The sequence below is a fragment of the Marinobacterium sp. xm-a-152 genome (genome assembly GCF_013282965.1).
Taxonomy (GTDB): domain Bacteria; phylum Pseudomonadota; class Gammaproteobacteria; order Pseudomonadales; family Balneatricaceae; genus Marinobacterium_E.
The window spans coordinates 76,926-101,672 of record NZ_WBYI01000011.1 but is presented as its reverse complement, the minus strand read 5'-3'; the positions used below and the strand labels follow the sequence as shown (position 1 = coordinate 101,672).

The 24,747-nt window shown below is 48.6% G+C and carries 23 protein-coding genes and 1 tRNA gene; 13 read left to right on the top strand and 11 right to left on the bottom strand.

Annotation, left to right across the window (positions count from 1 at the left end):
• The first annotated feature begins 269 nt into the window (after window positions 1–269).
• The gene (locus XMA152_RS11100) at window positions 270–809 is read left to right on the top strand and encodes a pyridoxamine 5'-phosphate oxidase family protein (RefSeq protein WP_173480595.1); all 540 of its coding nucleotides are present in this window, start codon (window positions 270–272) and stop codon (window positions 807–809) included.
• A 10-nt stretch (window positions 810–819) separates the two neighbouring features.
• Here the strand turns inward: XMA152_RS11100 and XMA152_RS11095 are convergent, their stop codons facing one another.
• Window positions 820–2,208: a PhoH family protein gene (locus XMA152_RS11095; RefSeq protein WP_173480596.1), complete on the bottom strand. Its 1,389-nt coding sequence runs from the start codon at window positions 2,206–2,208 to the stop codon at window positions 820–822.
• A gap of 169 nt (window positions 2,209–2,377) precedes the next feature.
• Here XMA152_RS11095 and ppnN point away from each other — a divergent pair, with 169 nt between their 5' ends.
• From ppnN to XMA152_RS11060, 7 genes are all read left to right on the top strand, one after another.
• Window positions 2,378–3,745, top strand: coding sequence for a nucleotide 5'-monophosphate nucleosidase PpnN (gene ppnN, locus XMA152_RS11090; protein ID WP_173480597.1), 1,368 nt, complete (start codon window positions 2,378–2,380; stop codon window positions 3,743–3,745).
• A gap of 119 nt (window positions 3,746–3,864) precedes the next feature.
• Window positions 3,865–4,647: a class II glutamine amidotransferase gene (locus XMA152_RS11085; protein WP_173480598.1), complete on the top strand. Its 783-nt coding sequence runs from the start codon at window positions 3,865–3,867 to the stop codon at window positions 4,645–4,647.
• 1 nt (window position 4,648) lies between these two features.
• Window positions 4,649–6,235 (top strand): AMP-binding protein, encoded by a 1,587-nt coding sequence (locus tag XMA152_RS11080; RefSeq protein WP_173480599.1) that lies wholly within the window; start codon window positions 4,649–4,651, stop codon window positions 6,233–6,235.
• A gap of 99 nt (window positions 6,236–6,334) precedes the next feature.
• Window positions 6,335–10,249 (top strand): ATP-dependent RNA helicase HrpA, encoded by a 3,915-nt coding sequence (hrpA, locus tag XMA152_RS11075; RefSeq protein ID WP_371731411.1) that lies wholly within the window; start codon window positions 6,335–6,337, stop codon window positions 10,247–10,249.
• 77 nt (window positions 10,250–10,326) lie between these two features.
• Window positions 10,327–11,028, top strand: a complete 702-nt coding sequence (locus XMA152_RS11070) for a VacJ family lipoprotein (RefSeq protein WP_173480601.1) — start codon at window positions 10,327–10,329, stop codon at window positions 11,026–11,028.
• 75 nt (window positions 11,029–11,103) lie between these two features.
• Complete coding sequence (locus XMA152_RS11065) at window positions 11,104–12,273, top strand: PP2C family protein-serine/threonine phosphatase (protein ID WP_173480602.1); 1,170 nt, start codon at window positions 11,104–11,106, stop codon at window positions 12,271–12,273.
• Entirely contained in the window at window positions 12,267–12,758 is a 492-nt protein-coding gene (locus XMA152_RS11060) for an STAS domain-containing protein (protein WP_173480603.1), read from the top strand. Before XMA152_RS11065 ends, XMA152_RS11060 begins: the two co-directional genes overlap by 7 nt.
• Window positions 12,759–13,034: 276 nt before the next feature.
• Here the strand turns inward: XMA152_RS11060 and XMA152_RS11055 are convergent, their stop codons facing one another.
• From XMA152_RS11055 to XMA152_RS11045, 3 genes are read right to left on the bottom strand one after another with little or no spacing between them, the layout of a single operon-like run.
• Complete coding sequence (locus XMA152_RS11055; RefSeq protein WP_173483631.1) at window positions 13,035–13,949, bottom strand: biotin-dependent carboxyltransferase family protein; 915 nt, start codon at window positions 13,947–13,949, stop codon at window positions 13,035–13,037.
• The gene (gene pxpB, locus XMA152_RS11050; protein WP_173480606.1) at window positions 13,942–14,664 is read right to left on the bottom strand and encodes a 5-oxoprolinase subunit PxpB; all 723 of its coding nucleotides are present in this window, start codon (window positions 14,662–14,664) and stop codon (window positions 13,942–13,944) included. Before pxpB ends, XMA152_RS11055 begins: the two co-directional genes overlap by 8 nt.
• Entirely contained in the window at window positions 14,664–15,386 is a 723-nt protein-coding gene (locus tag XMA152_RS11045; protein ID WP_173480607.1) for a 5-oxoprolinase subunit PxpA, read from the bottom strand. The genes pxpB and XMA152_RS11045 overlap by 1 nt, the downstream gene beginning before the upstream one ends.
• Window positions 15,387–15,653: 267 nt before the next feature.
• Here XMA152_RS11045 and XMA152_RS11040 point away from each other — a divergent pair, with 267 nt between their 5' ends.
• Together XMA152_RS11040 and XMA152_RS11035 are read left to right on the top strand one after the other, a co-directional pair.
• Window positions 15,654–15,914 (top strand): type II toxin-antitoxin system Phd/YefM family antitoxin, encoded by a 261-nt coding sequence (locus tag XMA152_RS11040; RefSeq protein ID WP_173480608.1) that lies wholly within the window; start codon window positions 15,654–15,656, stop codon window positions 15,912–15,914.
• A gap of 3 nt (window positions 15,915–15,917) precedes the next feature.
• Window positions 15,918–16,211: a type II toxin-antitoxin system RelE/ParE family toxin gene (locus XMA152_RS11035; RefSeq protein ID WP_173480609.1), complete on the top strand. Its 294-nt coding sequence runs from the start codon at window positions 15,918–15,920 to the stop codon at window positions 16,209–16,211.
• Between the two features lie 203 nt (window positions 16,212–16,414).
• On the opposite strand, the gene tal is transcribed toward XMA152_RS11035, so the two are convergent.
• The 3 genes from tal to XMA152_RS11020 all read right to left on the bottom strand — a co-directional run bounded on the left by tal (window position 16,415) and on the right by XMA152_RS11020 (window position 19,456).
• Complete coding sequence (gene tal, locus XMA152_RS11030) at window positions 16,415–17,368, bottom strand: transaldolase (protein ID WP_173480610.1); 954 nt, start codon at window positions 17,366–17,368, stop codon at window positions 16,415–16,417.
• Window positions 17,369–17,405: 37 nt separating this feature from the next.
• Window positions 17,406–18,386 (bottom strand): tRNA dihydrouridine(20/20a) synthase DusA, encoded by a 981-nt coding sequence (gene dusA, locus XMA152_RS11025; RefSeq protein ID WP_173483630.1) that lies wholly within the window; start codon window positions 18,384–18,386, stop codon window positions 17,406–17,408.
• A 131-nt stretch (window positions 18,387–18,517) separates the two neighbouring features.
• A complete protein-coding gene (locus XMA152_RS11020; RefSeq protein ID WP_173480612.1) occupies window positions 18,518–19,456 on the bottom strand; it encodes a carbohydrate kinase in 939 nt (312 codons plus the stop codon).
• 73 nt (window positions 19,457–19,529) lie between these two features.
• On the opposite strand from XMA152_RS11020, the gene XMA152_RS11015 reads away from it, so the two are divergent.
• Entirely contained in the window at window positions 19,530–20,156 is a 627-nt protein-coding gene (locus tag XMA152_RS11015; RefSeq protein ID WP_173480613.1) for a transaldolase family protein, read from the top strand.
• Between the two features lie 72 nt (window positions 20,157–20,228).
• Complete coding sequence (gene gltX, locus XMA152_RS11010) at window positions 20,229–21,710, top strand: glutamate--tRNA ligase (protein WP_173483629.1); 1,482 nt, start codon at window positions 20,229–20,231, stop codon at window positions 21,708–21,710.
• A 41-nt stretch (window positions 21,711–21,751) separates the two neighbouring features.
• Here the strand turns inward: gltX and XMA152_RS11005 are convergent, their stop codons facing one another.
• Window positions 21,752–22,510 (bottom strand): IclR family transcriptional regulator, encoded by a 759-nt coding sequence (locus XMA152_RS11005; protein WP_173483628.1) that lies wholly within the window; start codon window positions 22,508–22,510, stop codon window positions 21,752–21,754.
• Between the two features lie 186 nt (window positions 22,511–22,696).
• Here XMA152_RS11005 and XMA152_RS11000 point away from each other — a divergent pair.
• A tRNA-Ala gene (locus XMA152_RS11000) sits at window positions 22,697–22,772 on the top strand.
• Between the two features lie 42 nt (window positions 22,773–22,814).
• On the opposite strand, the gene XMA152_RS10995 is transcribed toward XMA152_RS11000, so the two are convergent.
• The 3 genes from XMA152_RS10995 to XMA152_RS10985 form a co-directional block, all read right to left on the bottom strand.
• Entirely contained in the window at window positions 22,815–23,129 is a 315-nt protein-coding gene (locus tag XMA152_RS10995; RefSeq protein ID WP_173480616.1) for a nucleotidyltransferase family protein, read from the bottom strand.
• Window positions 23,111–23,524, bottom strand: coding sequence for a nucleotidyltransferase substrate binding protein (locus tag XMA152_RS10990; protein ID WP_217361984.1), 414 nt, complete (start codon window positions 23,522–23,524; stop codon window positions 23,111–23,113). Before XMA152_RS10990 ends, XMA152_RS10995 begins: the two co-directional genes overlap by 19 nt.
• Window positions 23,525–23,660: 136 nt before the next feature.
• Window positions 23,661–24,731 carry a BMP family ABC transporter substrate-binding protein gene (locus XMA152_RS10985; RefSeq protein WP_173480617.1) on the bottom strand — a complete coding sequence of 357 codons (1,071 nt, stop codon included), beginning with the start codon at window positions 24,729–24,731 and terminating at the stop codon, window positions 23,661–23,663.
• Between the last annotated feature and the right edge of the window lie 16 nt (window positions 24,732–24,747).

Below are 24,747 nucleotides of genomic sequence, written 5' to 3'. Positions count from 1 at the left end.
TGTGTGTTGAACAAATGTGCCTTACGACTCAATCTCCTATAAGCTTTTGGCAAATAGGCCTTGGAAGTGAGGCGGTGGGTAACAGATAAATGTGTCACCCATATTTCAGTGGTGCCAATTATATTGCGCCGCATCATGGTTTCTAGTCTCTATCGCCTAACTGTTTTGTTATACAGCTATGACAGATAACTATAAGCCACGTAGTTACTGGACTTCGGCGAAATGGACGGTTTTTCAAGATAGACCAATGTCTCAGATGGATGTATCCAATGATCGACTTAAAAAGTCTAAAACCCCTTGAATTGTGGGGATTTGTTGAAGATGCGCTGGTGGAAAAAGGGCACCCTTGGAGGGTGTTTACTCTCTCTACAGTGGATGATGCTGGTCGACCGCAATCACGCTCTGTTGTCTTAAGAGAGATCGAATCGAATAACTGGCTTTTGCGTTTCTATAGTGACTCCCGATCACCAAAAATTTTGCAGCTGCAACATAATCCAAATGTCTCACTCTGCTTCTGGAATCCACAGTTAAAACAGCAGTTACGAGCTGAAGGGTTAGCGACGTTAATGAGTGACAAGGAAGCCATTGATGAACGTTGGGATAGGGTCAAAGAGGGGCCGACGGTTGCGGACTACACGACCAAGTTACCACCGGGTTCAGAAATTGATCCACTGGTGGAATTTGTCGAACAGAACTGGTTCTGTGTGGTGGAGATTAAGATCAGCTCGTTTGATCTTCTGCAGCTAAATCGCGAGGGTCATCAAAGAGTGGCCGTGACCCCAGATGGAGTCACAGCACTGGTACCCTAAAACGGGATGTTTAGAGATGCTCTTCGGCGTATTCGGCCAGTTTAGAGCGGAAGATTCCCTCAAAGTGAACGCTGGCAGAGCCCTCATAGTCTCTAAAGCGTTCAACAATGTAAGTTAAGCCTGAAGTGAGTGCGGTTAGGTAGTTTGAATCAATCTGGGCCAAGTTTCCTAGGCAGACCATCTTGGTGTTTTTACCACAGCGAGTCAGGATCGTTTTCATCTGTTGCGGCGTTAGGTTTTGGGCTTCATCAATCAAAACAATGGCGTTCTGAATGCTTCGCCCACGTATGAAGTTGAGAGACTTGAACTGAATGTTAGCCTTCTCAATCGCATACTTAACACTGCTTTGCGGGCGTTCGTCCTGTTCGTGCATCGCTTCTAAGTTATCGTTAATCGCACTCATCCATGGAGTCATCTTCTCCTCTTCGGTGCCTGGTAAAAAGCCGATATCTTCAGCGACCGGTGGCGTCGAGCGAGTGACAATAATTTTATTGTAGCGACGCTGTTCAATAACCAACTCCAGAGCACTGGCTAGGGCAACCAAGGTTTTACCCGAACCGGCGGACCCAAGCAGAACGGCTAGATCAATATTAGGATCCAGCATCGCTTCCATGGCAAAGGCTTGTTGAATATTGATGGGTGAAATGCCCCAGCAGTTTTGCTGCATCAGGTTTTGGTAGCCCAGATCCTGAAGGATGACCTTGTCACCTTCGACACGGCTGGTTTTAGCGGCAAAATCCTGCGAGTCGTCCCAAATATATTCATTAGGGTAGGTCTCTGGCAGCACCTCGCGGTCTACTCTGTGACAGGTGTGCTCGTTTTCGTGATAGCTTTCAACGGAATCAACCCCCTCCCAAAAAGGGGTCTCTAAATGAAGATGGCCCGCAGGGAGTAGATCGATGTCCGAGACGAGCTGGTCGGTACGGTAATCCTCAACGCGTTTTAAGCCAGCTCCCATCGCCTTAAGACGCATATTCAAATCTTTAGTGACCAGAATCACCTGGCGCTTAGGAAGCACTCGCTGTAAGTGAAGGGCGCAGTTAATGATTCGGTTGTCTTTATTGTGGTCTGCTGGCAAGAACCCTTTGTCATGAGCCAGTTCATGATCAGGGTAGATGGAGAGCTTACCAAATACGATCTCGCGCTCTTTACCATCCAATAAAATCTGCACACCGTCTAGAATCTCTGAAGGGTCTTTGGCGTTGCTCAGAATTTTATCAATTTCGCGAATCGCAGCACGCGCTTCTGCCGCTACGTTCTTCTTCCGATCTTTGATGTCGTCGAGCTCTTCAAGCACGGTCATCGGAATGGCAATATCTTGCTCTTTAAATTCGACAAGACACTTGGGGTCGTGCAACAGCACGTTGGTATCAAGGATATAAAGCTTGGATGCGCTCATTGGCGGTTCCTTCTGCAGCAGAGAGGGATCGATGAAAAACTCACCGATAACTTTAAACTAATCGATGCATTCGCCTTTGGCAAATATGTTCTGCCGATTAGCTGAATGTCATCTATCCTTCATGTATAAACGTAAATAATGACATCGTGATTACGCGAAGGAGAGTGTTATGAGCGATCTATTTGTCAGTGCCAGTGTCAAACCTCTTGAGAGTTTGGATATGCTCTCACCCTATGAAGTAGAGCGTATTCGGGATCGAAGCGATTCTGGGCTATACCCTCTATTTCGCCAATGCGCTTTGGCGGTACTCAACTGCGGTAGTGAGATGGACTGTACGGCCGAAGTGCTTGAGAAATACCAAGATTTTGATGTGCACATCGTCAATAAACACCGTGGTGTGCAGCTGGATCTGATCAATGCACCAGCGTCGGCTTTTGTGGATGGTGAGTTGGTCGATGGTATTCGTGAGCACCTTTTCTCGGTGTTACGAGACCTTGTCTATGTAGTAGACGAGCTTAATGATGTCTGTGAGGGCTTAACGCCAGGTGAGAAACTGACCAATACAGTATTTCACATTTTAAGACACGCTAAATCGCTAAGACCCAACATTAAACCCAACATTGTGGTCTGTTGGGGCGGTCACTCTATTGCTCGCCATGAGTACGCCTACACCAAAAAAGTGGGTTACGAACTGGGCTTAAGAGGCCTCAATATCTGTACCGGCTGTGGCCCGGGTGCTATGAAAGGTCCAATGAAAGGGGCCACCATTGCACACGCTAAACAGCGCATTAGCGACCCAAGATACATAGGCATTACTGAACCCGGCATCATTGCGGCTGAATCGCCCAATCCGATTGTCTCTGAACTGATTACCATGCCGGACATTGAGAAACGCCTAGAAGCTTTTGTGCGACTCGGTCATGGCGTCATTGTATTCCCAGGCGGAGCGGGCACAGCAGAAGAGATTCTCTACATGCTTGGCATCTTGCTTCAAGAACAGAATCGCAATGTAGAGATGCCCTTTATCTTTACAGGCCCTGCAGGTAGCGAGGCCTACTTCGAGCAGATCGATCAGTTTGTTAAAGCGACGCTCGGTGAAGAGGCCAGCAAGCTGTATCAGGTTGTGATTGATCATCCGTCGAAAGTGGCTGCATTGATGAAAGAGGGTCTCAACCGAGTCACCGAACAGCGTAAAGAGTCCGGTGAGGCTTACCACTTCAACTGGCAACTGCAGATACCTTACGAGTTGCAACTGCCTTTTGAACCGACACACGACAATATGGCCGCGCTGAATCTTCACAAAGGTCAGCCGATCTCTGAACTGGCGTCAGAACTTCGTAAAGCACTATCGGGTATTGTCTCAGGCAACGTTAAAGAGCCTGCTGTTAAAGCGGTTGCGGAAAAGGGGCCTTTCATCCTAGATGGCGATCCCGAGGTGATCACTGCACTCGATAAATTGTTGAATGGATTCATTGAGCAGCGTCGAATGAAGATTGATTTTGCGGGTTACGTTCCCTGCTTTAAGCTTGCTAGTTAACTTAGAAGGATGACTGGCTTTAGCCTGTCATCCGCAATCTAGTTAATCTCCAAAATAGAGGTCAGCCCCCGGTCGTTTAATCAGTTATACTTCCACTAGCTTAAAGACAGGGAGTCGCTATGTGTGAGTTAATGGGTATGAGCGCTAATGTACCCACCGATATCTGTTTCAGTTTCGCCGGCTTGATGCAGCGTGGCGGTGGTACTGGACCGCACAAGGATGGATGGGGTATCGGTTTCTACGAAGGAAAGGCTCAGCGAGCCTTTCATGACCCGCAACCCAGTGTCGACTCACCCATTGCTCAGTTGGTCTGTCACTACCCGATCAAAAGCAAGAACGTCATCAGCCATATTCGCCAAGCCAATGTAGGTTCAGTCAATCTAGAAAATACCCACCCATTCAGTCGCGAACTCTGGGGTTTTACCTGGACCTTTGCCCACAACGGACAGTTGGATCCGGTGATTTTTGATTGGCCTCTACGCTTTTACAAACCAGTGGGTACCACCGATTCGGAGTATGCCTTCTGTTGGTTGTTGGATCAGGTTCGACTAGCCTTTCCAGAACCTCCCCAAAAATCGGAACCTCTGTTTGAATTGATTACCCAGTGCTGTCATAAGCTTCGTGCGCTAGGGGTTTTCAATATGCTGCTGTGTGACTCCGACTGGCTCTTCTCATACTGCACTACTAAATTGCATTGGATTACCCGGCGCGCGCCTTTTGGTGTCGCTCAGCTAAAAGATTGTGATTTGACGGTCGATTTTAGAGGGGAGACACAGGAGAACGATATCGTCACAGTGATCGCGACAGAGCCACTGACCGATAACGAGGTATGGCAGCCTATTCAGTCAGGTGAAGCTCGGGTATTCAAAGAGGGAGAGACCTGCTTCTATCGCAGTGAATAAGATGTCTCAATTGCCCCTCTCAATAAACAGCCTTTCGCAACTGCCTCAATGGTTATCAAACCAATACGCCAATGCACCTGCCGTACGGGAGGGTAATACACAGCTATCCTTCTCTGAGCTGAATGGTCACTGCCGCGCCGTGTCACAATGGTTTGTCGAGGTTCTAAACCTCTCAGCAGGGGATAGAGTCATTGTTCAGATGCCCAATGGTGCTCACTACCCGGTGCTGTTAATGTCGCTTTGGCGTGTCGGTTTGGTTCCAGTCTGTTTGACAACCTCCGCTGATATCACCGAGTTAGAGCGGGTCGCGAAACTGACGCAAGCCAAGGCACTGATTGCCTGTCACTCACACTCTAACTTAGCCGAATTAGCAGTCCGTCGAGGCCATGGCCTAACCACTGTAAGCTGCTCCCCTGAAGACTTTTCAAATTGGTTTCTGTTTCCACTTAAGCGACTTTGGCGCCATATATGCAAACGCTCACCCAATTTGGCGGATTTTCAATTTCGTGAAGCGATTGTCTATCACTCAGACTCCTTGATGCTCAGTGCACGATCAGAGGTGGATGAGGTGGCAATGATACAGCTGACCAGCGCTACCACGGGGCAGGCAAAAGCGGTGCAATTGAGTCACAGAAACCTGCTCAGTAATGTTGGGCAGTTAAATCATCGGCTTGTAGATATCGGTATCTCTGGCCCGCAAAGATTACTGATGCCCTTGCCGATCTATCATAGCTACCCCTCAATGATCTGTTTAATGACCTGGTGTCAGGGTGGGGTGGTTGAGATGGCATCGGATGTCAAAGAGATCAATCACATTGCAGAGCTGTTTGATCGTTTTCGCCCGACCCTGTTTGCCGGTGTGGCTCCACTCTTTATGGGCTTAGTACAGCATCCGCTCTTTCCTCAACTCGACTTCTCAATGCTCAAATGCACTCTGTCAGGTGGTGCACCACTCAATCAAGCCATTGGTGATCAATGGCAAGCGATCACTCACTGCGTTATCTCGCAGGGCTATGGCCTAACCGAGTGTTCACCCGTTGTGACGCTGGACTCGAGTGGCAGGTTCGTGACCGGCGCAGTCGGTCGACCGCTGCAAGAGACTGAGGTACGTATTCAAGATGAGTCTGGCAGTGAACTGCCTCAAGGCAGTGCAGGAGAGATCTGCATTAGAGGCCCCCAAGTGATGTTGGGGTATGCCGGTCAAGTTGACACCCAGTTTGAGCAAGGTTGGTTTAGGACAGGTGATATAGGACGTGTGGACCCCGATGGTTCACTGCATATGATTGAACGCCAGTCTGATGTCATCTCACTGGTTGGAAACTTTAAGATTTACCCCTCTGAAGTCGAAGCGCTCATCTCCCAGCACCCTGACATCACCGATTGTGCCTTCGGCAGTTATCAGGAGGATGGCGAAATCAAGCTCCGTCTATTCGTAGTGACCAACAACCGTCGTTTGACGCAGAAAATGATCCGTAACTACTGTCGTCAACGTTTAACGGCCTATAAAGTCCCACATCTTATTGAGCTGAGACGGGCTCTGCCCCATAGCTCTGTCGGTCGAGTATTACGATCGGGACTGGTTGATTAACCCTAACCCTTGGGCCAAACCAACTATTTAATCGCTTCTCTGGCAGCCTTTTTACCAGTTGGGTAAAATTCGCGGCTATCAAAAATTATGAGTCCCATTGTGCATCCGACATTAAAACCGTTTATTGACCGCCTCGAGCGTTGCCAAATACGCGACCAATACCCTATTCGTCGTGCATTGGAACGACTCTCCGAGGCAGCAGAAATCGATGAAACGGCACTGCAAAAGGCGGTTGAACGCATAGAGCGATCGGAAGCGATAGTGGCGCAGAAGACCGAAAAAGCTCTGCTACCGATCGACTACCCAGACCTGCCGGTGACGGGTGCACGCCAAGAGATACTCGATGCAATCCAGCATAACCAAGTGGTGGTGGTCGCAGGTGAAACCGGGTCCGGTAAAACGACCCAGTTGCCAAAACTCTGCCTAGAGTTGGGGTTAGGCTGTAAAGGGTTGATTGGACATACACAGCCACGACGATTAGCCGCGCGCACGGTTGCCAGTCGCATTGCTGAAGAGTTGAAAACTGAACTGGGCTCTAGAGTCGGTTATCAAGTTCGATTCCACGATCAGATTGGCGAAGAGACTCAGATTAAACTGATGACGGACGGTATCCTTCTGGCCGAAACTCAGCACGATCGATACCTGAACAAATACGAAGTCATCATCATCGATGAGGCGCATGAGCGCAGCCTCAATATCGACTTCTTATTGGGCTACTTCAAACGAATTTTGCCTAAACGCCCCGATCTTAAGTTGATCATTACCTCTGCAACCATCGATGTGCAGCGTTTCTCGAAACACTTTGGTGATGCACCTGTGATAGAGGTCTCCGGAAGAACCTTCCCGGTAGAGACACTCTACCGCCCATTGAACGAATCCACGGATGAGGATGATGAGGCGAGTGGTGATATTCAGCAGGGCATTCTCAACGCTGTCGATGAACTCATTGCCATCGACAGAGCTAAACCGAGTGGTATGCCTGGCGACATTCTGATCTTTTTACCGGGTGAACGAGAGATTCGAGAGAGTGCAGAGAAATTGCGCAGGGCTGATCTCAGAGATGTCGAGATTATGCCGCTCTATGCAAGGCTGTCGTTAGCGGAACAGAACAAGGTCTTTACCTCGGGTCGCTCAGCAGGGCGTCGTATCGTCTTAGCCACCAACGTGGCAGAGACCTCCGTGACAGTGCCGGGGATTCGTTATGTCATTGACCCCGGTCTGGTTCGCATGTCGCGCTACAGTTATCGATCTAAGGTACAGCGCTTACCGATTGAGCCAGTGTCACAAGCGAGCGCCAACCAGCGTGCAGGTCGCTGTGGGCGAGTAGCTCCCGGCACCTGCATTCGACTCTACTCGGAAGAGGATTTTCTCTCTCGTCCTGAGTTCACCGATGCGGAAATTCGTAGAACCAATCTCGCCTCCGTTATTCTGCAGATGCTGCAACTTCGATTGGGTGATATTGATCGTTTTCCCTTTATCGATCCACCCGATAAACGCTTCATCAATGATGGTTATAAACTGCTTGAAGAACTGCAAGCGGTCGATGCAAAGCGTTCAATCACCAATTTGGGTAAACAGCTGGCGCGCTTGCCTGTCGACCCAAGGATTGCACGTATTATTGTTGAAGCGGGTCGTCAGCACTCACTGCGTGAGATATTGATCGTTACCAGTGCACTGAGTGTCCAAGACCCTCGCGAGCGTCCGCAGAATAAGCGCCAAGCAGCCGATGAAAAACACAAGTTGTTCCATGACGAGAAGTCCGATTTCATCACTCTGATTAATTTGTGGAATGCCTTTGAGGAGCAACGCCTTGAGCTGAGCCAGAATCAACTGCGCAAGTGGTGTACTAAACACTACCTTAGCTACCTAAGAATGCGAGAGTGGCGAGATCTGCATCGACAGCTGCATCTGAGCATCAAGTCGCTTGATCTGAAAGAGAACAGTGAACCGGCCAGTTACGATCAGGTTCATCGAGCAATTATCTCGGGTTTCTTGGGACACCTCGGTTTCAAGCAGGAGCGTGGTGAGTATCTTGGTGCGCGTAACCGCCGCTTTAAAATATTCCCTGGCTCAGGCGTATTTAAGCAGGCACCGAAGTGGGTGGTCGCTGCAGAGATGATTGAGACCAGTCAGCTGTTTGCTCATACCCTTGCCGAGATTAACCCAGAGTGGGTTGAGCCCTTGGCTAAGCACCTCATCAAACGTAGCTACTTAGAGCCGCATTGGGAGAAAAAACGTGCTCAGGTAGTGGCCAGTGAGCAGGTCAGACTTTACGGCCTAGTTATTGTGCCTAAACGTAAGGTGCACTATGGTCCGATCGATCGCGAAGTCTCCCATGAAATTTTCATTCGAAGTGCACTGGTCGAGGGTGAATATCAGACTAAGGCGCCGTTTTTCCAACACAATCGAGATCTTTTAGAGTCCGTTGCCGCGCTTGAGGATAAGTCGCGCCGACGCGATCTGTTGGTCGATGAAGAGACACTGTTTCAGTTCTACTTAGAGCGTCTGGATCAACACGCGGGATCAGATATCGTCAACGGAGCTGGGTTTGAATCTTGGCGCAAAAAAGCAGAACAGGCCTCCCCTAAGCTGCTCTTTTTGACCGAGCAGGATGTGCTGCAACGCTCGGCAGATCATGTTCGAGATGAACAGTACCCAGAAGTATTGTTGATCGAGGGTGCGCCTTTAAAACTGAGCTACAAATTTGAGTTAGGTGCGGTCGATGATGGCTTGAGTATTGATTGCCCTCTGCCACTGCTGCCCAGACTCAGTACCGAACGTCTAGCCTGGCTGGTACCGGGTATGTTGGCCGCCAAGCTTGAGGCGTTGCTACGTGGCCTGCCTAAGGCTGAGCGTAAACAGTTTGTGCCGATCCCTAACTACGTCACCGAGTTAATGGAGAAGCTGGCATTTGGTGATGGCGATCTGTTTGAGGCGGTGTCACTGCAACTGCTGCGTCTGACTGGGCACCGTGTTCAGGTGGATCAGCTGAAAAGTGTGCAGCTTGAGCCGATTCATCAAGCCAATATTCGCGTAATCGATGAGCAGGGTAACCTATTAGGGCAGGGGCGTGATTGGTCCGAGCTACAACGTAAGCTCGGTGATGCGGCACAGACAGCGATTCAGCAAGCACCTAAACAGAGTTGGGGTGAGACAGAGTTAACGGAGTGGAGTTTTGGCAAACTCGATAAACAGAAAACCGTTAAACATGCTGGCGGTATCGAAGTGGAAGCCTACCCTGCACTGATCGATAAGGGTGAGAATGTCGAGCTGACCTTATTGAGCCAGCCCTTGGATGCACAACGCCAGTCACATCGAGGTGTGGCACGTTTGGTGCTGATATCTCTGCAAACTCAGGTTAAAGATATTCGTAAAAGCCTGCCTAATTTGGCGCAAGCGATTCTGCAGGCGGGTAAAAAATATAATGAACGCTTCCTGCAAGAGCAGATCATTATGGCCGCGGCACTGAGCCTGATCGATCAGGACAATCTTCCTACCAGTGAGTCGGAGTTTAGCCAGACGCGAGATCGGGTGAGAGCCGATCTGCATGAACAGGCCAAAACTATTGCAGCCTTTGTCATAGAACTTCATCAACGCGTGCATCGCATATCGAAGACGTTGAACGGTAAGGTCTCATTAGAGACGGTACCGGTACTGAATGACATTCGTGCGCAACTTGATCGATTGATTGATAAAACCTACCTCACCGAGACGCCACCGCAGTGGCTGGCACATCTACCGCGCTACCTCAAAGCGATTGAAGTGCGATTAGATAAGTACCAAAGAACCCTACGCCAGCAGGTTTTGTGGTCGGATGAGCTGGTTAAATGGCAACAACAGTATGAAGCAGCCGTTGCCAAAGCGCGTGATACTGGCGAAGTGGGTAGCGAGTTGATCGACTTTAAGTGGTGGATCGAAGAGTACCGAGTCTCACTGTTTGCTCAAGAGCTTGGCACAGAATTTAAAATTTCTGAGAAGCGTCTTAAGCAGAGGTTCACAGAAGTTTCTGGATAATAGATCCATTAAAGAATTCTTGGCCTATACTTCATAAATCATTGGTTAGGCGCTAACGGATAATTAGGTAGTTTTTAATGAACGTTTTAAATAAGTTGTTGGCTCTTTTTGTACTGAGTCTGTCACTCAATTCGGTCACAGCAGTGGCTCAAGATTCGGAGTTAAATGACCCTTGGGAAGGCTTTAACCGTGGTGTCTTCAACTTTAATGAATCCCTAGATCGCGCCATTCTTAAGCCGGTTGCTCAAGGTTACCGTTTTATCATGCCAGATGTGGCCGAGCAGGGCGTCAGTAACTTCTTTGATAATCTGCGTGATGTGGTCACCTTCTTTAATAACGTTCTTCAGCTTAAACCCGTTGAAGCAACCCAGGATCTATCGCGCGTTCTCATCAACACCACCATCGGTATTGGTGGTCTGTTTGATGTGGCATCAGCCATGGATATTCCTAAAAACGATGAAGACTTTGGACAAACCTTAGGTGCATGGGGTGTTGAATCAGGCCCTTACCTTGTTCTGCCTCTGTTTGGACCTTCCACTGTTCGTGATGGGGTAGGTATTATTCCCGATATGTACCTAGACCCACTGAACCAGGTTGAGTCTGATGAGCTACGCTACGGCTTAAAAGCGCTGAAAGTGGTTGATAAGCGTGCGTCGTTGCTTGATCGTGAAGGGGTTGTTACGGGTGATCGTTACACGTTCATTCGAGATGCCTACCTGCAGAAGCGTGAATTCGAAGTCAATGATGGTCGTGTAGAGTACAACGCAGACGACTTCTAACAGCAGTTTACTTCACACCTTCGCAGGAGTAGTCTCGGTACTTAATATGTTGCTACTTGTTTGACGAAACCTGCGATGGATTCACAAGAGACTCGAATTTTAATCTACTCCTCGGATACCGAGACCATAGATGCTATTTTTGATCTTTGTGAATTGAGCCAGGTGGATGGTCTTAGATTGGCCACCTGCGCGACACTCGATGCCGTCGAAGATTATCTAGAACACCACTCTACCTCGCTTCTCTTTTTCGATTTCCACTCCTTTCCTGAAACTCAGCAACTCAGTGAATTAGCGCAACGAGTCAGTCCAAAACCGACCATCGCATTTATCTCTCAGCTTGAACAAAACACGCTCGTGCGAGCCCTTCGTAATGGGGCCGATGGTGTGTTCAGTCTTGATGAAGTGCGCAATGACCCGTTAAGTCTGGTGCGCTCATTAGATCGCCAACTAGACCGTGCCATCGCGATTGAATCGGCGCGCTACTTAAGAGATTCACTGAGCCAGAGTTTAGAAGAGCTAAAAGCCGATCAGGATGCGGCTGCGCAAATTCAGCAGCGACTGCTGCCGCCTACTCATCAATCGCTTGATGAATCGCTTAGCTGCGAATATCTGTTGCGACCCTCACTTCTGTTGAGCGGTGACTTTATCGATCTGATTCCGCTGAAAAACGATCAGTATCTATTCTATTTGGCTGATGTGTCAGGACACGGAGCCTCGTCCGCACTGGTGACAGTACTACTGAAAAACATGACCAATCGCCTACAACGAGCCTACTTTAAAGGCGAAAGTGATCGGTTGGAGAATCCACAACAGCTGTTAGAGCACTTCAATAAAGAGATTCTACTGACCAGTTTTGGTAAGCACATGACGATGTTGATTGGTGTGGTTGATACCAAAGCCGCAAAACTGACCTATAGTATAGGTGGGCATCACCCCTCTATGGTGTTAGTGCAGGGCGATAAAGCGCACTACTTAGAAGGGCGGGGAATGCCAGTGGGGCTGTTTGAAGAGCCGCTCTATGAAGAGCACAGCTGCGAATTGGCTTCTGACTTCTCAATCTACCTCTTTTCGGACGGTATTTTAGAGATCATAAAGGGTGACAAACTCGAAGAGAAAGAGCAGAATCTGCTCCGGTTGTGTCAGGCTGAACAGCCCTCTCCAGAGACTTTGTTAAAACGGGTCGTAGATGAAGAGGCGGAGTTGCCTGATGATGTTGCAATAATGATGGTTTCACGTCGATGTTAACGACAGATGGCGGCTTGTTGTTCGCCTTTCAAGATGGCCACTATGTGGTTAAATTTATTGGTGATGTGCGTCTGACGCTCTGCTCAACAATAGATCAACACCTGCGCTCAATGCTCAGTCGAGATGATGTCACTCATACATTGATCGATCTGACCGAGACCACCAATATCGACAGCACCTCTCTTGGACTGATCGCAAAGCTGGCCGTTAAAAGCGCCAAATGTGATATGCCCCGTCCAACCATCGTATCAACCAACCCAGACATCACCAAAATCCTATACGCCATGGGATTCGATCACATCTTCCTGCTTCTAGAAGAGCTGCCCACCAGTAAGAAAGATCTAACCGAAGTGCCATTCGTTCAAGAGTCCGACGAAGCCGTGCGCGCTAAAATCATCGAAGCCCACCGCATTCTCATCGACCTAAACGACAAAAACCGAGACGAATTCAAAGGCCTAGTCGAAGTCCTAGAGTGCCAAAAATAACGCCTGCTCCACCGTAGGAGCGGTCTTACAAAGGCCGCGAATGCTCCAGATTTAAGTCCCATCGCCTCATCTACGATAAGGCTCCAACAGTTAAACCCGCTCCCCAGTTATAGCAGTCTTGCAAAGGCCGCGAAGCTCTCGATTTAAGTCCAAATCGCCTCATCTGCGATAAGGCTCCAACAGTTCGTCCCGTTCCCTAGTTGGAGCGGTCTAGAATAGGCCGCGAAGTTCTCGGTTAAAGTTCCAATCGCCTCATCTACGATAAGGCTCCAACAGTTAAACCAGCTTAGGAACGCGTTTTAGCTGATGTCTAAGGCGATGCTGTGCATGCTCGACAGAGATCGGGTAGAAGAAAACCTCGGTCCCAGGTGTGGCTTGGGCTAGAAGTGCTAGATCGGCTCGGCAGATCGAGCCGATCTTCATATATCCCCCGATCGTTTGGTGATCATTGAGCATAATGATGGGGTGGCCATCGGCCGGTATTTGAACGGCGCCTAGATTGATACCTTCTGATCGAATACCACCGATAGGTGGCTTGATAGGGGTGTCGGCTATCAATCGACAACCCATTCGATCCGTCAGTGGAGAGACTTCAAAACGCGTTTGGAAAAAACGATTAAAAGCCTGCCAGTCATAAAGGTGGCTCTGTAACCCTTTCACTAAGCCCAATCGAATCGAGCGTTTAAACTGTGGAATTTGATCGACTGAAAGAGCCACCGAATCAGTGATGGTTGGAATTAATAGCGTTAGATTATCACCGACTGATAAAGCATAGCCTAAGCCTTCTCGGGTGCAGGTCGAGGCGCTGCCAAACAGTCTCTCTGTATCAAACCCACCCGATGCCGCTAAATAGAGGCGAGCCCCTTGTGAAGCGGGTTTGATTTCAAACCGATCACCTTTGTGCAGTTTAATGGTCTGATACTGGTCTACTGGAGTGTCGTTAAGAAGCAGAGGCGCTTTTGCACCGGTGACGGCCAGACTGACGTCACAACCACTGGTAAACGCAAAACCACCTAGCGTGATCTCTAAAACTGGTTCAGATTCCGCATTACCCACCAGTGCATTGGCGCAGCGCATCGCCCACTTATCGGCCGCGCCTGATTCGGTTATCCCTAAATGAGCAAATCCGGTTCGTCCGTTATCTTGAATCGCAACCTGACCAAGTACCTTAGTGATCGTCCAGCTAGACATAACTGCCCTCCGACAGAGACCAGTGTTCTGGGCACTGTTTGATCCGCTCAAATGTATCCTGATTGACGGAGACAAATCGAACCCGATCGGCAGGCTGAATCAGAGAGTAGGGTGCTTGAGTTGGATTAAACAGCTCAACCGGACATTGACCAATAATATTCCAGCCACCCGGTGACGCAGCAGGGTAGACAGCCGTCTGTTGATCGGCGATGGCAACAGACCCAGCAGGTACAGAGACTCTTGGCGTTTCCAGTCTTGGAGTTGCGATGCGTTGGTCTACTTCGCCTAGATAAGCAAACCCAGGAGCAAACCCCAGTGCAAAGGCTCGGTAGTCAGTACCGCTGTGGATCTTAATCACCTGATCAACTTCCAGGCGGGACTGTTGTGCCACACGCTCTAGATCCTGACCGACCTCTTCAGAGTACCAGACCGGTAGGTGGACCAATGATGGGTTAATCGATTGACCGGCTTCTAAAGGCTCCTGTTGCAGAAGGATTAGAGCCTGTTTGAGCTCGGACTCACTTATTTTACAGACATCATAGCTCAGCAAAATAGAGCTATAGGATGGAACCAAATCGATAAGAATAGGCGCTAGTCGCTCTATAAGTAGTGAGTTGAGCTGCCCAACAGACTCATTTAATGAAACACTCAGCTCACCATCAAAGTAGATCATGATGGCGCACTCTGAGGCGGTCTCAAATCGCCACTGTGCCATTAGATTAGCGCTCGAATCTGTTGCACAACCTTAAGCGCCTCTGGATTATCACCATGCACGCAGATTGATTCGACAGGGAATATTAAAGGGTGGCTGTTTTCAGACAGGATAACCCCTTCCTCAACTAATCGAAGCACTTGATTAATTGCATCAGACGCCGCATGGACCGCATGGGCTTGGCCTCTGGAGACCAACTGACCTTGGTCAGTGTAAGCGCGATCGGCAAAGGCTTCAAAGATCAGTTCAACCTTTTTACGATCGGCCAAAGCCGAAAACTCAGTGTGTTTGTCGTTGGCTAATAGCATCAGTTTGAGTGGTTTTGAGCAGCGCTTGATAGCATCCAAAACAGTATCAAACAGCTCACTATCAGCCATCATATCGTTATAAAGTGCACCGTGTGGCTTCACGTAGTGAATCGGGTATTGCTCCTCTTCAGCTATCTGACTGAGGGTATCGACCTGATGGGTGATCACCTCAATCAACTCTTCCCTAGGCAGAGTCATAGAGGTGCGACCAAAGTTTTCAGAGTCAGGGTAGGAGGGGTGTGCGCCTACTTCGACGCCGTACTCTTTTGCGAGTCGCAGGGTGTCGCGCATGGTCTTCAGATCGCCAGCATGCACGCCGCAAGCGATATTAGCCTGATCAAGCAGCGGCATAAGCTCAGCATCCATGCCAAGCAGTTTACCGTTAACGCGTTCGCCTAAATCTGCATTTAATTTCATGCACTCAGTTTAATCGCCCCCAACTTTTGAGTCTATCTACGACTACGTTGGAGCCTTATCGAAGATGAGGCGATAGAAAATCTAATAAAATAAATCGCGGCCTTTATAAGACCGCTCCAACAGGTGGTTGTTGGAGCTTTATCGCAGATGAAGCGATTAGATCTAAAGTGATCCTGGCATTAGCAAGCCCCTCCAGCGATTTGCAGAATCAAAAACTAATGTCTAGTATAAAGGTTCTATTAACAGGTCCAGCTAAAAGGTTTCTTAATGCGTTTCTCAGAAGATATCGTCCCGCTGAAGGATTTAAAGGTTAATCCAGGAAAAGTGGTCACACATACACAAACAGCTAAACGTCCTGTTCTGTTAACCAGTCGCGGTCGTGGTGTTGCTGTTATTCAAAGCTTAGCTGAGTTTGAAGAGCAGAGTGATCAGTTAGAGTTTGTTAAAGCCGTCGCTAAAGGTTTGTTGGAAGAAAAGCAGGAGAAAACTCTAACCCTCGATGAGCTTAAAGCGGATCTCGGGATCTAAATCGTGCAGATCAAATTCACTCACTCAGCTCGAACGGATCTAAAAGAGATATTGGAACACTTCAAATCTGAAGGTTTAGAGGTGAGAGGCGAAGAGATAGTGGGTGATCTTATTCACGCAATGGAGTTGGTGTTAGAAAACCCTAAAATGGGGCGAGTTGTTCCTGAGTTCCAAGTCGATACACTGAGGGAGCTCATCCGTCCTCCATATCGAGTCGTTTATCGAATCACAGAAAATTGGATTACAGTCGTCAGAGTTTGGCGCTCAGAGAGGTTGATGAAGCCAATTTCAGAGTAGCCTAAAATATCATCGCGGCCTTTGAAAGACCGCTCCAACATTGGAGAGCTGTTGGAGCCTTATCGAAGATGAGGCGATTAGGACTAAAGGTAATCGCGGCCTTACAAAGACCGCTCCAACATTGGGGAGTTGTTGGAGCTTTATCGAAGATGAAGCGATTAGATCTTACAGAAATCGCGGCCTTTGCAAGACTGCTCCAACCCTTAGGCTTTTGAAGCCAACAGCTTCTCTAACTTAACCTGATCGATCGCGAAGTTACGAATACCCTCTGACAGCTTTTCAGTCGCCATAGCGTCTTCGTTCATGCCCCAACGGAACGCTGATTCGGTTGGGCCCACTTTGGCATCCTGGCTGCTAGCATTCGCTGCAACGAGACGCTGTTCGATAGAACCTGTCGCAGCAGCTAGCTCTTCAAGTAGGCTTGGACCAATGGTGAGACGATCACAACCCGCTAAAGAGATGATCTCGCCGGTATTACGGAAGCTGGCGCCCATGACAACGGTGTCGTAGCCATTCGCTTTGTAGTAGTTGTAGATACGCGTCACTGACTGCACGCCAGGGTCATTATCACCAGTGAAATCAGCGTCAGGAGTCTGCTTTTTGTACCAGTCCAAAATACGACCGACAAAAGGTGAAATCAGGTAAGCACCAGCATCGGCACAAGCCTGTGCCTGAGCAAATCCGAATAACAGCGTCAGGTTACAACGGATGCCGTTCTTCTCGAGTTCACGAGCGGCTTGGATGCCTTCCCAAGTTGAAGCAATCTTAATTAGCACACGGTCTTTGCTAATGCCCTGCGCTTCATAAAGCTCAATCAGACGGTAGGCCTTTTTAAGTGTCGCTTGAGTATCGAACGAGAAGCGTGCATCAACCTCTGTAGAGATATAGCCCGGTACAATTTTAGTGATCTCACTGCCTATCAAAACCGCAAGGTGGTCGGTCATGTTAGCCAGCTGCTCACTGTCACTTCCGCCCTGTACTTTAGCCCAGTTGATCGACTGTTCTAGCAGGTGAGCGTACTTAGGATCTTCACTCGCTTTTAGAAGCAGTGAGGGGTTGGTGGTCGCATCCTGTGGCGTGAACTGTCGAATAGCATCAATGTCACCAGTGTCGGCAACGACGGTGGTCATGGATTTAAGTTGGTCTAGTTGATTCATCTATCTCGTCCTTGTAGCTAATCGACTTAGAGTATCGTTACTCTGTTACAAATTTAAGAGCTTCGCGGAAGGTTTCAACACCCGCTTCGCGTTTATGTCCGTTTTCACTGAGATGGCGTCTAAATTGTTTACCACCGCGCTCGCCATGGAAAAGGCCTAGCAAATGTTTCACCACACCATAGAGTGAATAGCCATTGGCCATGGCGCGTTCAATGTAAGGGATGAACTGTTCTGCCACTTCGATTCTTGCAGGCGGTGTGCCAGTTTCACCAAAGAGTCTAGTGTCTACTTGGCTCAGAAGCGGGTAGGGGTTTTGGTAAGCTTCACGCCCAATCATCACCCCATCAACATGCTGCAGGTGCTCTTCGCACTCATCCAGTGTTTTGATGCCACCGTTGATCACAACCTCTAACTCTGGAAACCGCTGTTTGATCTTATAGACATTGTCGTAGATAAGCGGTGGTACTTCGCGGTTCTGTTTAGGGCTTAAGCCATCCAGAATGGCTTTACGAGCGTGGATGGTGAAGCTGTTGATACCGCTTTCAGCAACCGTCTCAACAAACTGCTCTAGCAGCTCGTAGCTGTCGAGATCATCTATGCCTAAACGGTGTTTAACGGTCACTGGGATTGATACCGCTGCCTGCATCTCGCCCAAACACTCTTTAACTAATTGAGGGTGTGCCATTAAGCAGGCACCGATCATATTGTTCTGGACACGATCCGACGGGCAGCCCACATTAAGGTTCACCTCATCGTAACCCCACTCTTCGGCAAACTTTGTGCACTTAGCGAGATCCTCAGGATTACTACCTCCAAGCTGCAGAGCAAGCGGGTGTTCCTCGGCGTTATAGTCCAACCAGCGAGCAGGGTCGTTATGAATCAGTGCACCCGTCGTCACCATTTCGGTATACAGCAAAGTATGGCGAGACATCAGGCGATGAAAGAAACGACAATCACGCGTCGTCCAATCCATCATGGGAGCGACTGAAAATTTGCGGGAGAAGCTTGTTGTAGTCATTAAACACACCAAGGTCTGACCTTCGGTCTGACCCTACTCTCTAATTACACTGTATCTGTTGGAGCCTTATCGAAGATGAGGCGATCAGACTTGCAAGAATCGCGGCCTTTTCAAGACCGCTCCAACATCGGTTAACTCAAATCACCAAAACGCGCTGAAATATCGGCAAGCATTGGCAAATCACCACCATTTCGCTCACAGGTTACTGCCGCAGCATGGGCTGCAAATTTTATCAGTTTTGCCGCATCAAGGTTATCCAGATTATCAGGGCCACCTTGTTGGAATATTTCGTGAATTAATCCAGCCTGGAAGGTATCACCTGCCCCAACGGTATCTTTAACGGTAATCTTTGGTGCCGGTGAGTGGAAGTACTCTCCTTTGGCTCCAAAAGCATGCGCTCCGTCACCACCCTGAGTAACAAACACCCAGCGTGGGCCAAGTGCTAAACAAGCTTTGGCGTAATCTTCGATTGAACTGCCAGGTAACAGGAACTCGATATCCTCATCGGACATCTTCATTACGTGAGCGATTTTGCCTAAACGATCAACCTTGGCCTGCCATACAGCGGGGTCTGGTTGAATGCTTGGGCGTACATTGGGGTCATAGGCAATCAACGCACCCGCGTTTCGTGCCTCACTGGCAAACCACTCCAGTGTGCTTGCACCCGGTTCAACAACCGTGCTGTAGGAGCCTAACGAGATGGCTGTAAACTGAGAGGGATCTGGGCACTGTTCTTGAGTTAAAGAGACATCTGCACAACCATCGATGTAAAAAGAGTAGGCAGGGTGGCCATTTTCGTTGAGAGCGATCATCGCCAGTGACGTGTTGAGATCGCTACTGGCTAAGAACTTAGTCTCTACGCCGTTAGCAGCAAGGTGCCCCGCCAATTTTTGACCCAATGGATCGTTGGAGTTTGCGGTTAAATAACCGGTAGGGTTGCCCATGCGTGCTAGGCCGATAGCGACATTCAGGGGGGATCCACCCACCGTCGCATTTAATGTCACCTGACCAGTAGAGGCAGAATCGCCAGGGAAAACGTCATACAAGGCATCGCCGCAACACAAAAACATCAAAACTCCTTAAGTAGAGCGTTATAACGCTCTATAATGTCAAACTTTAGTTTTATAAGTGGATTTTAACCTCATGGAATGGTTGCTTGATAGTGCTGACGTAAAAGATTGGAAGAGAGTATCACCAACGGGTCTATTCTCGGCCGTCACGACCAATCCACTTCTGATTCAAAGAGCCGGTCTGCACTGCTCAATCGACACTTATAAAGCGCTGCTTGATCAAGCGATGGATCTAGGCTTTGATCACCTGCAACTTCAGGTTTTCGGTGACGATTGGGAAGCGATGGCAGAACAGATTCTATCGATCAGTGATAACACCCTCGTTAAAATCCCAGCCAATGAAAGAGGCTTTGTTCTGGCAACCCAATTGGCCGTGCCTGAGCGTACGACCATTACGGGTGTCTACTCAGTCCATTTAGGAGCTGCAGCAGAGCGCCTAGGCGCTGCCTATGCTGCTCCCTATTACGCCCGATTGGCGGAATCCAATCGTGATGTGGACGCTATTTTTACAGGCTTGCGCGCTGCCTGTCAGAACACAAAGATCCTAGTCGCAAGCCTGCGCTCGATCGATCAGTTCGAGCATTTGGTCACGCTCGGTCATCGTTGCTTTACGATTCCGGGTGCCTTGCTGAATGATCTATTGAGTGATGAGATGACGGAAGCAGCCATCGCGCAGTTTGAAGAGGCCGCGAAGAGCTGAAATGTCGGTTTAAGATCAGACAACAGTTCTTTATAATTCACGCCATTATTAATTTTCGGATCTATTAAGTTTATGACCGTTCGTACACGTGTTGCTCCATCTCCAACAGGCGATCCACACGTAGGTACTGCCTACATCGCACTGTTTAACCTTGCCTTTGCTCGCCAGCATGGCGGCCAATTTATTCTGCGAATCGAAGATACCGATCAGACTCGTTCAACGCCTGAGTCTGAGCAGGCAATCCTCGACTCTATGCGCTGGTTAGGTTTGGAATGGGATGAGGGTCCAGATGTGGGTGGTCCGCACGGTCCTTACCGTCAGTCTGAGCGAAAAGATGCCTACAAAGACTTTGCGATGCGTCTTGTTGAAGAGGGTAATGCCTTCATCTGTTACCGTACCGGAGAGGAGCTTGATCAGCTACGTGCATCTCTAAAAGAGCAGGGCATAAATCGTGCGCTTAAAGAGTGTGATTTGGCTCTACCTGCTGATGAGGTTGAGAAACGTCAGGCTGCGGGTGCGCCATTCGTTGTTCGTATGAAGGTGCCTGTTGACGGTGTGTGTGAAGTTGATGACATGCTTCGCGGTACCATTGAGCTTGACTGGGCTTTAGTAGACGCGCAGATTCTTCTGAAATCTGATGGCATGCCAACCTATCATTTAGCGAACGTAGTTGATGATCACTTAATGGAGATCACGCACGTGATTCGTGGTGAGGAGTGGATTAACTCGGCGCCTAAGCACAAGTTGCTATACCAGTACTTTGGCTGGGATATGCCTCAGCTTTGCCACATGCCGTTGTTGCGTAACCCTGATAAGTCAAAGCTCTCCAAGCGCAAGAACCCAACTTCGATCCTGTTCTACAAACGCATGGGTTACCTACCAGAAGCATTGTTGAACTACCTTGGCCGTATGGGTTGGTCGATGCCAGACGAGTCTGAGAAGTTCACTCGTGATCAGATGTTCGAAAACTTCGATATCCAGCGTGTATCACTCGGTGGTCCTGTTTTCGATCAGGAGAAGCTGAGTTGGTTGAACGGCCTATGGATTCGTGAAGAGTTGGATCCTGCTGCATTTGCCGCTGAGTTCCAGAAGTGGGCACTTAATCCAGAGTATCTGATGCAGATTATTCCACTGATCCAACCACGTGTTGAGAAGTTCTCTGATGTGGCACCTTTAGCGAGTTTCTTCCTGTCGGGCATGATGCCAATCACCTTAGAGAGCTTTGCTCATAAGTCGCTTCAAGAGGAAGATGTTCGTCGTATTCTGCAATTTGCAGTATGGCATCTTGATCAGCAGCGCGAATGGGATCGTGACTCACTCTTTAATAGCCTGAAAGGCTTGAGTGATGCGATGGAGATTAAGATCCGTGACTTCCTATTCCCTCTGTTTGTTGCGATTGCAGGTACGTCACAGTCTGTCTCTGTCGTAGATTCAATGTCGATTCTGGGTCCGGATATGAGCCGTGCTCGCTTGCGTCATGCGTTGGACATCGTCGGTGGCCCGTCCAAGAAGCAGACGAAGGCTTGGGAGAAAGAGTTTCGCTCGATCGTTTAATGAGAAAACCAGACAGGTTTAAATGCCTGTCTGGTGCTCAACTAAGATCTAAACCCCAACTGCTCAGAAATTCGCTCTCCCGTTGCCTTTAGGTCAGCTATCCACTCCTCTTTACGTCGTTCAATGGGGGCTGACACAGAGAGTCCTGCAGCCACCTTTCCGTTACGATCGTAAATCAGCACGCCAATACAACCCACGCCAATTTCGGCCTCTTCATCGTCTAGTGAATAGCCTCGATGAACCGATTCGTGACAGACTTTTTTAAGGGAGTCGATGTCGCTAAGTGTGTTGCGAGTGTACGCAGGAAGGTTGGTGCGTTTTGCATAACCATCGATACTTGAGTCGCCACCCAGGCCCAGCATCAGTTTTCCAACTGCTGTGACATGCAGTGGTGCACGGCTGCCGATCAGTTGGTTAACGTGCATCATACGATTAGGCGTCGCTTTCTCGAAATAGATAACGACATCGCCCTCGCGCAATGTCAGGTTCACCGTTTCGCCGGTCCTATCACGCAGTGCTTCCATGTGGGGCAGGGCAACGGCTCGAATATCGACCTCTGAGTGCAAGCCGCTTGTTAGTTGGATCAGTTTTTGGCCAAGGCGATATTCACCATTACCGCTCGCTTCAACGAATTTATTGTCGCTTAGAGAGTGCAAAATACGGTGAACAGTTGATGGGTGAAGTCCCGTTTCTGCACTAAGGATCTTTAACTTAACCGGTTTTGAGTAGCGGGCCAGTGCTTCTAAGATTTGAACAGCACGATCGATTACCTGTATTTTTGATCCGGAAGTTTCACTCATTTTGGGCTTCTCAATAATATTGTCATCAACTTAGTGTATTTTTCATGATGCAGTAAGTTTTTCAAATAGTGAATATTTCATATTGTGAATTTATTTCAGAATGAAAATTATTATCACTCTCGCACTCTTGAGAGATTATCAGTTGCAAGGGCTGTTCGGTTTGATTAATATCCTGCTTGCTCTAATGGGGCCTTAGCTCAGCTGGGAGAGCGCTTCGCTGGCAGCGAAGAGGTCAGGAGTTCGATCCTCCTAGGCTCCACCAAATAAAAATGGCTACCGTAGGGTGGCCTTTTTTGTTTGAACTTCACTGAACTCGAACGTATGAATCTTTTATGATTTTTCTAAATCGTTCAGAGGTTGTAGACCAGTCTACAACGTCTACCGGCCAAACTAGGTCACACCGATCAAATGCGTCTTTGATCGAAGCAATTTTGCTCAAGCCAAGAGGGGTCTCAGTCATAATAGCTAAATCTAGATCTGAGTAGGGTCGAGATTTTCCAGTTACTCTGGAGCCAAATGCTATGACTGAAATGCCAGAGACTTCCGATTCAAGGATGCCTCTTACCGTTTCTAATTCGTGCTCACTGATCCGTAAATGATCTAGATTGAGTTCTGGCATTTGTTCGTTAATATCTTTTGCAGGTGAACAGCTTCATCAATAAATGCTGGAATTCCTTCCACTACTTGGATGGCAACGCTTTCGTCATAAGTATGGCTAGTTTTACCCCTCATCTCTCGATAAGTGCTCCAATCTGACCAGTTGCCTTTAATTAATTTCTTATCAGAAGCCGTGCGAATTAAACCCTGAAAACTGAGTTCATTAATACTGTCACTGTTGGCGGAACTCTCAACAAGGTACCGGCGAATCATCTTATGTGCGAGTTCGTACGTGAATTCAAAGCGTTGAATTAAACCGTCACGGACTTGATCGTCTGAGGTATCAAGCTGATAACGCTCCAATCCTTCTATTAGCTTCTTAAGAGCGTTGTTAAATGGTGTTAGATCTAATTCCATAATCATCACATTGTTTGAACTAAGTCTTATTTAAACACACTTTCCACTCAAATTGATGCCCAGACAACTTCAAATAGTTGCCCATAAAAAAGCCCCGGCAACTCAGTTACCAGGGCTCTTTCAAAGCAATTTCAGCTTATTGTGGGATAGAACCTTTTAGGCCTTCTACGTAGAAGTTCATGCCTGCAAGAGTACCATCATCCGCTGTTTCACCTTCAGCCAACCAAGCAGAACCGTCTTGCTTGTTGATTGGGCCAGTGAATGCGTGGTATTCGCCAGAAGCTAGTGCATCACGTAGTGCGATTGCTTCAGCTTTCACGTCTGCAGGTACTGCAGACGAGATCTCGCCGATGCCAACCATGCCAGCGCCGATACCGTCCCAAGTGTTTACTGATTCCCAAGTACCGTCTAGAACTGCTTGAGTACGTGCGATGTAGTATGGTGCCCAGTTATCGATGATCGATGAAACGCGTGGCATTGGACCGTATTCAGCCATGTCAGATGCCTGACCGAAAGTGATTACGTTGCCCGCTTCCTGTGCAGCAGCCTGTGGTGCAGTTGAGTCAGTGTGCTGAAGGATAACGTCAGCGCCTTGCTCGATTAGAGCTTTAGCTGCATCTGCTTCTTTAGCTGGATCGAACCAAGTGTAAGCCCAAACAACGTTGAACTCGACATTTGGATTCGCTTTCTTAGCGTGGATGTAAGCCGAGTTAATGCCACGGATAACTTCTGGGATTGGGAATGAACCGATGTAACCAACTTTGTTGGTTTTAGTCATTTTACCCGCGATGTGACCCTGAACTGCACGGCCTTCATAGAAACGAGCAGAGTAGACAGATACGTTGTCTGCTTGCTTGTAGCCAGTCGCGTGCTCGAACTTCACTTTAGGGAACTTCTTAGCAACGTTGATGGTTGGATCCATGTAACCGAAAGAGGTTGTGAAGATCAGATCAGCGCCTTGAAGAGCCATCTGAGTCATAACACGCTCAGAGTCAGCACCTTCTGGAACGCTCTCTTGGTAGATCGTTTCAACGCGATCACCGAAGTGCTTCTCAACCGCTAGGCGGCCTTGGTTGTGCTCGTAAGTCCAACCACCGTCACCCACAGGGCCAACGTAGACGAAACCAACTTTAACGTCGGCTGCGATTGCTGCAGAGCTAAGCGTGATCGCCGCAGCCGCAGTAGTAAGGATTGATTTAAGTTTCATAGGGTCTCCCTAGTGA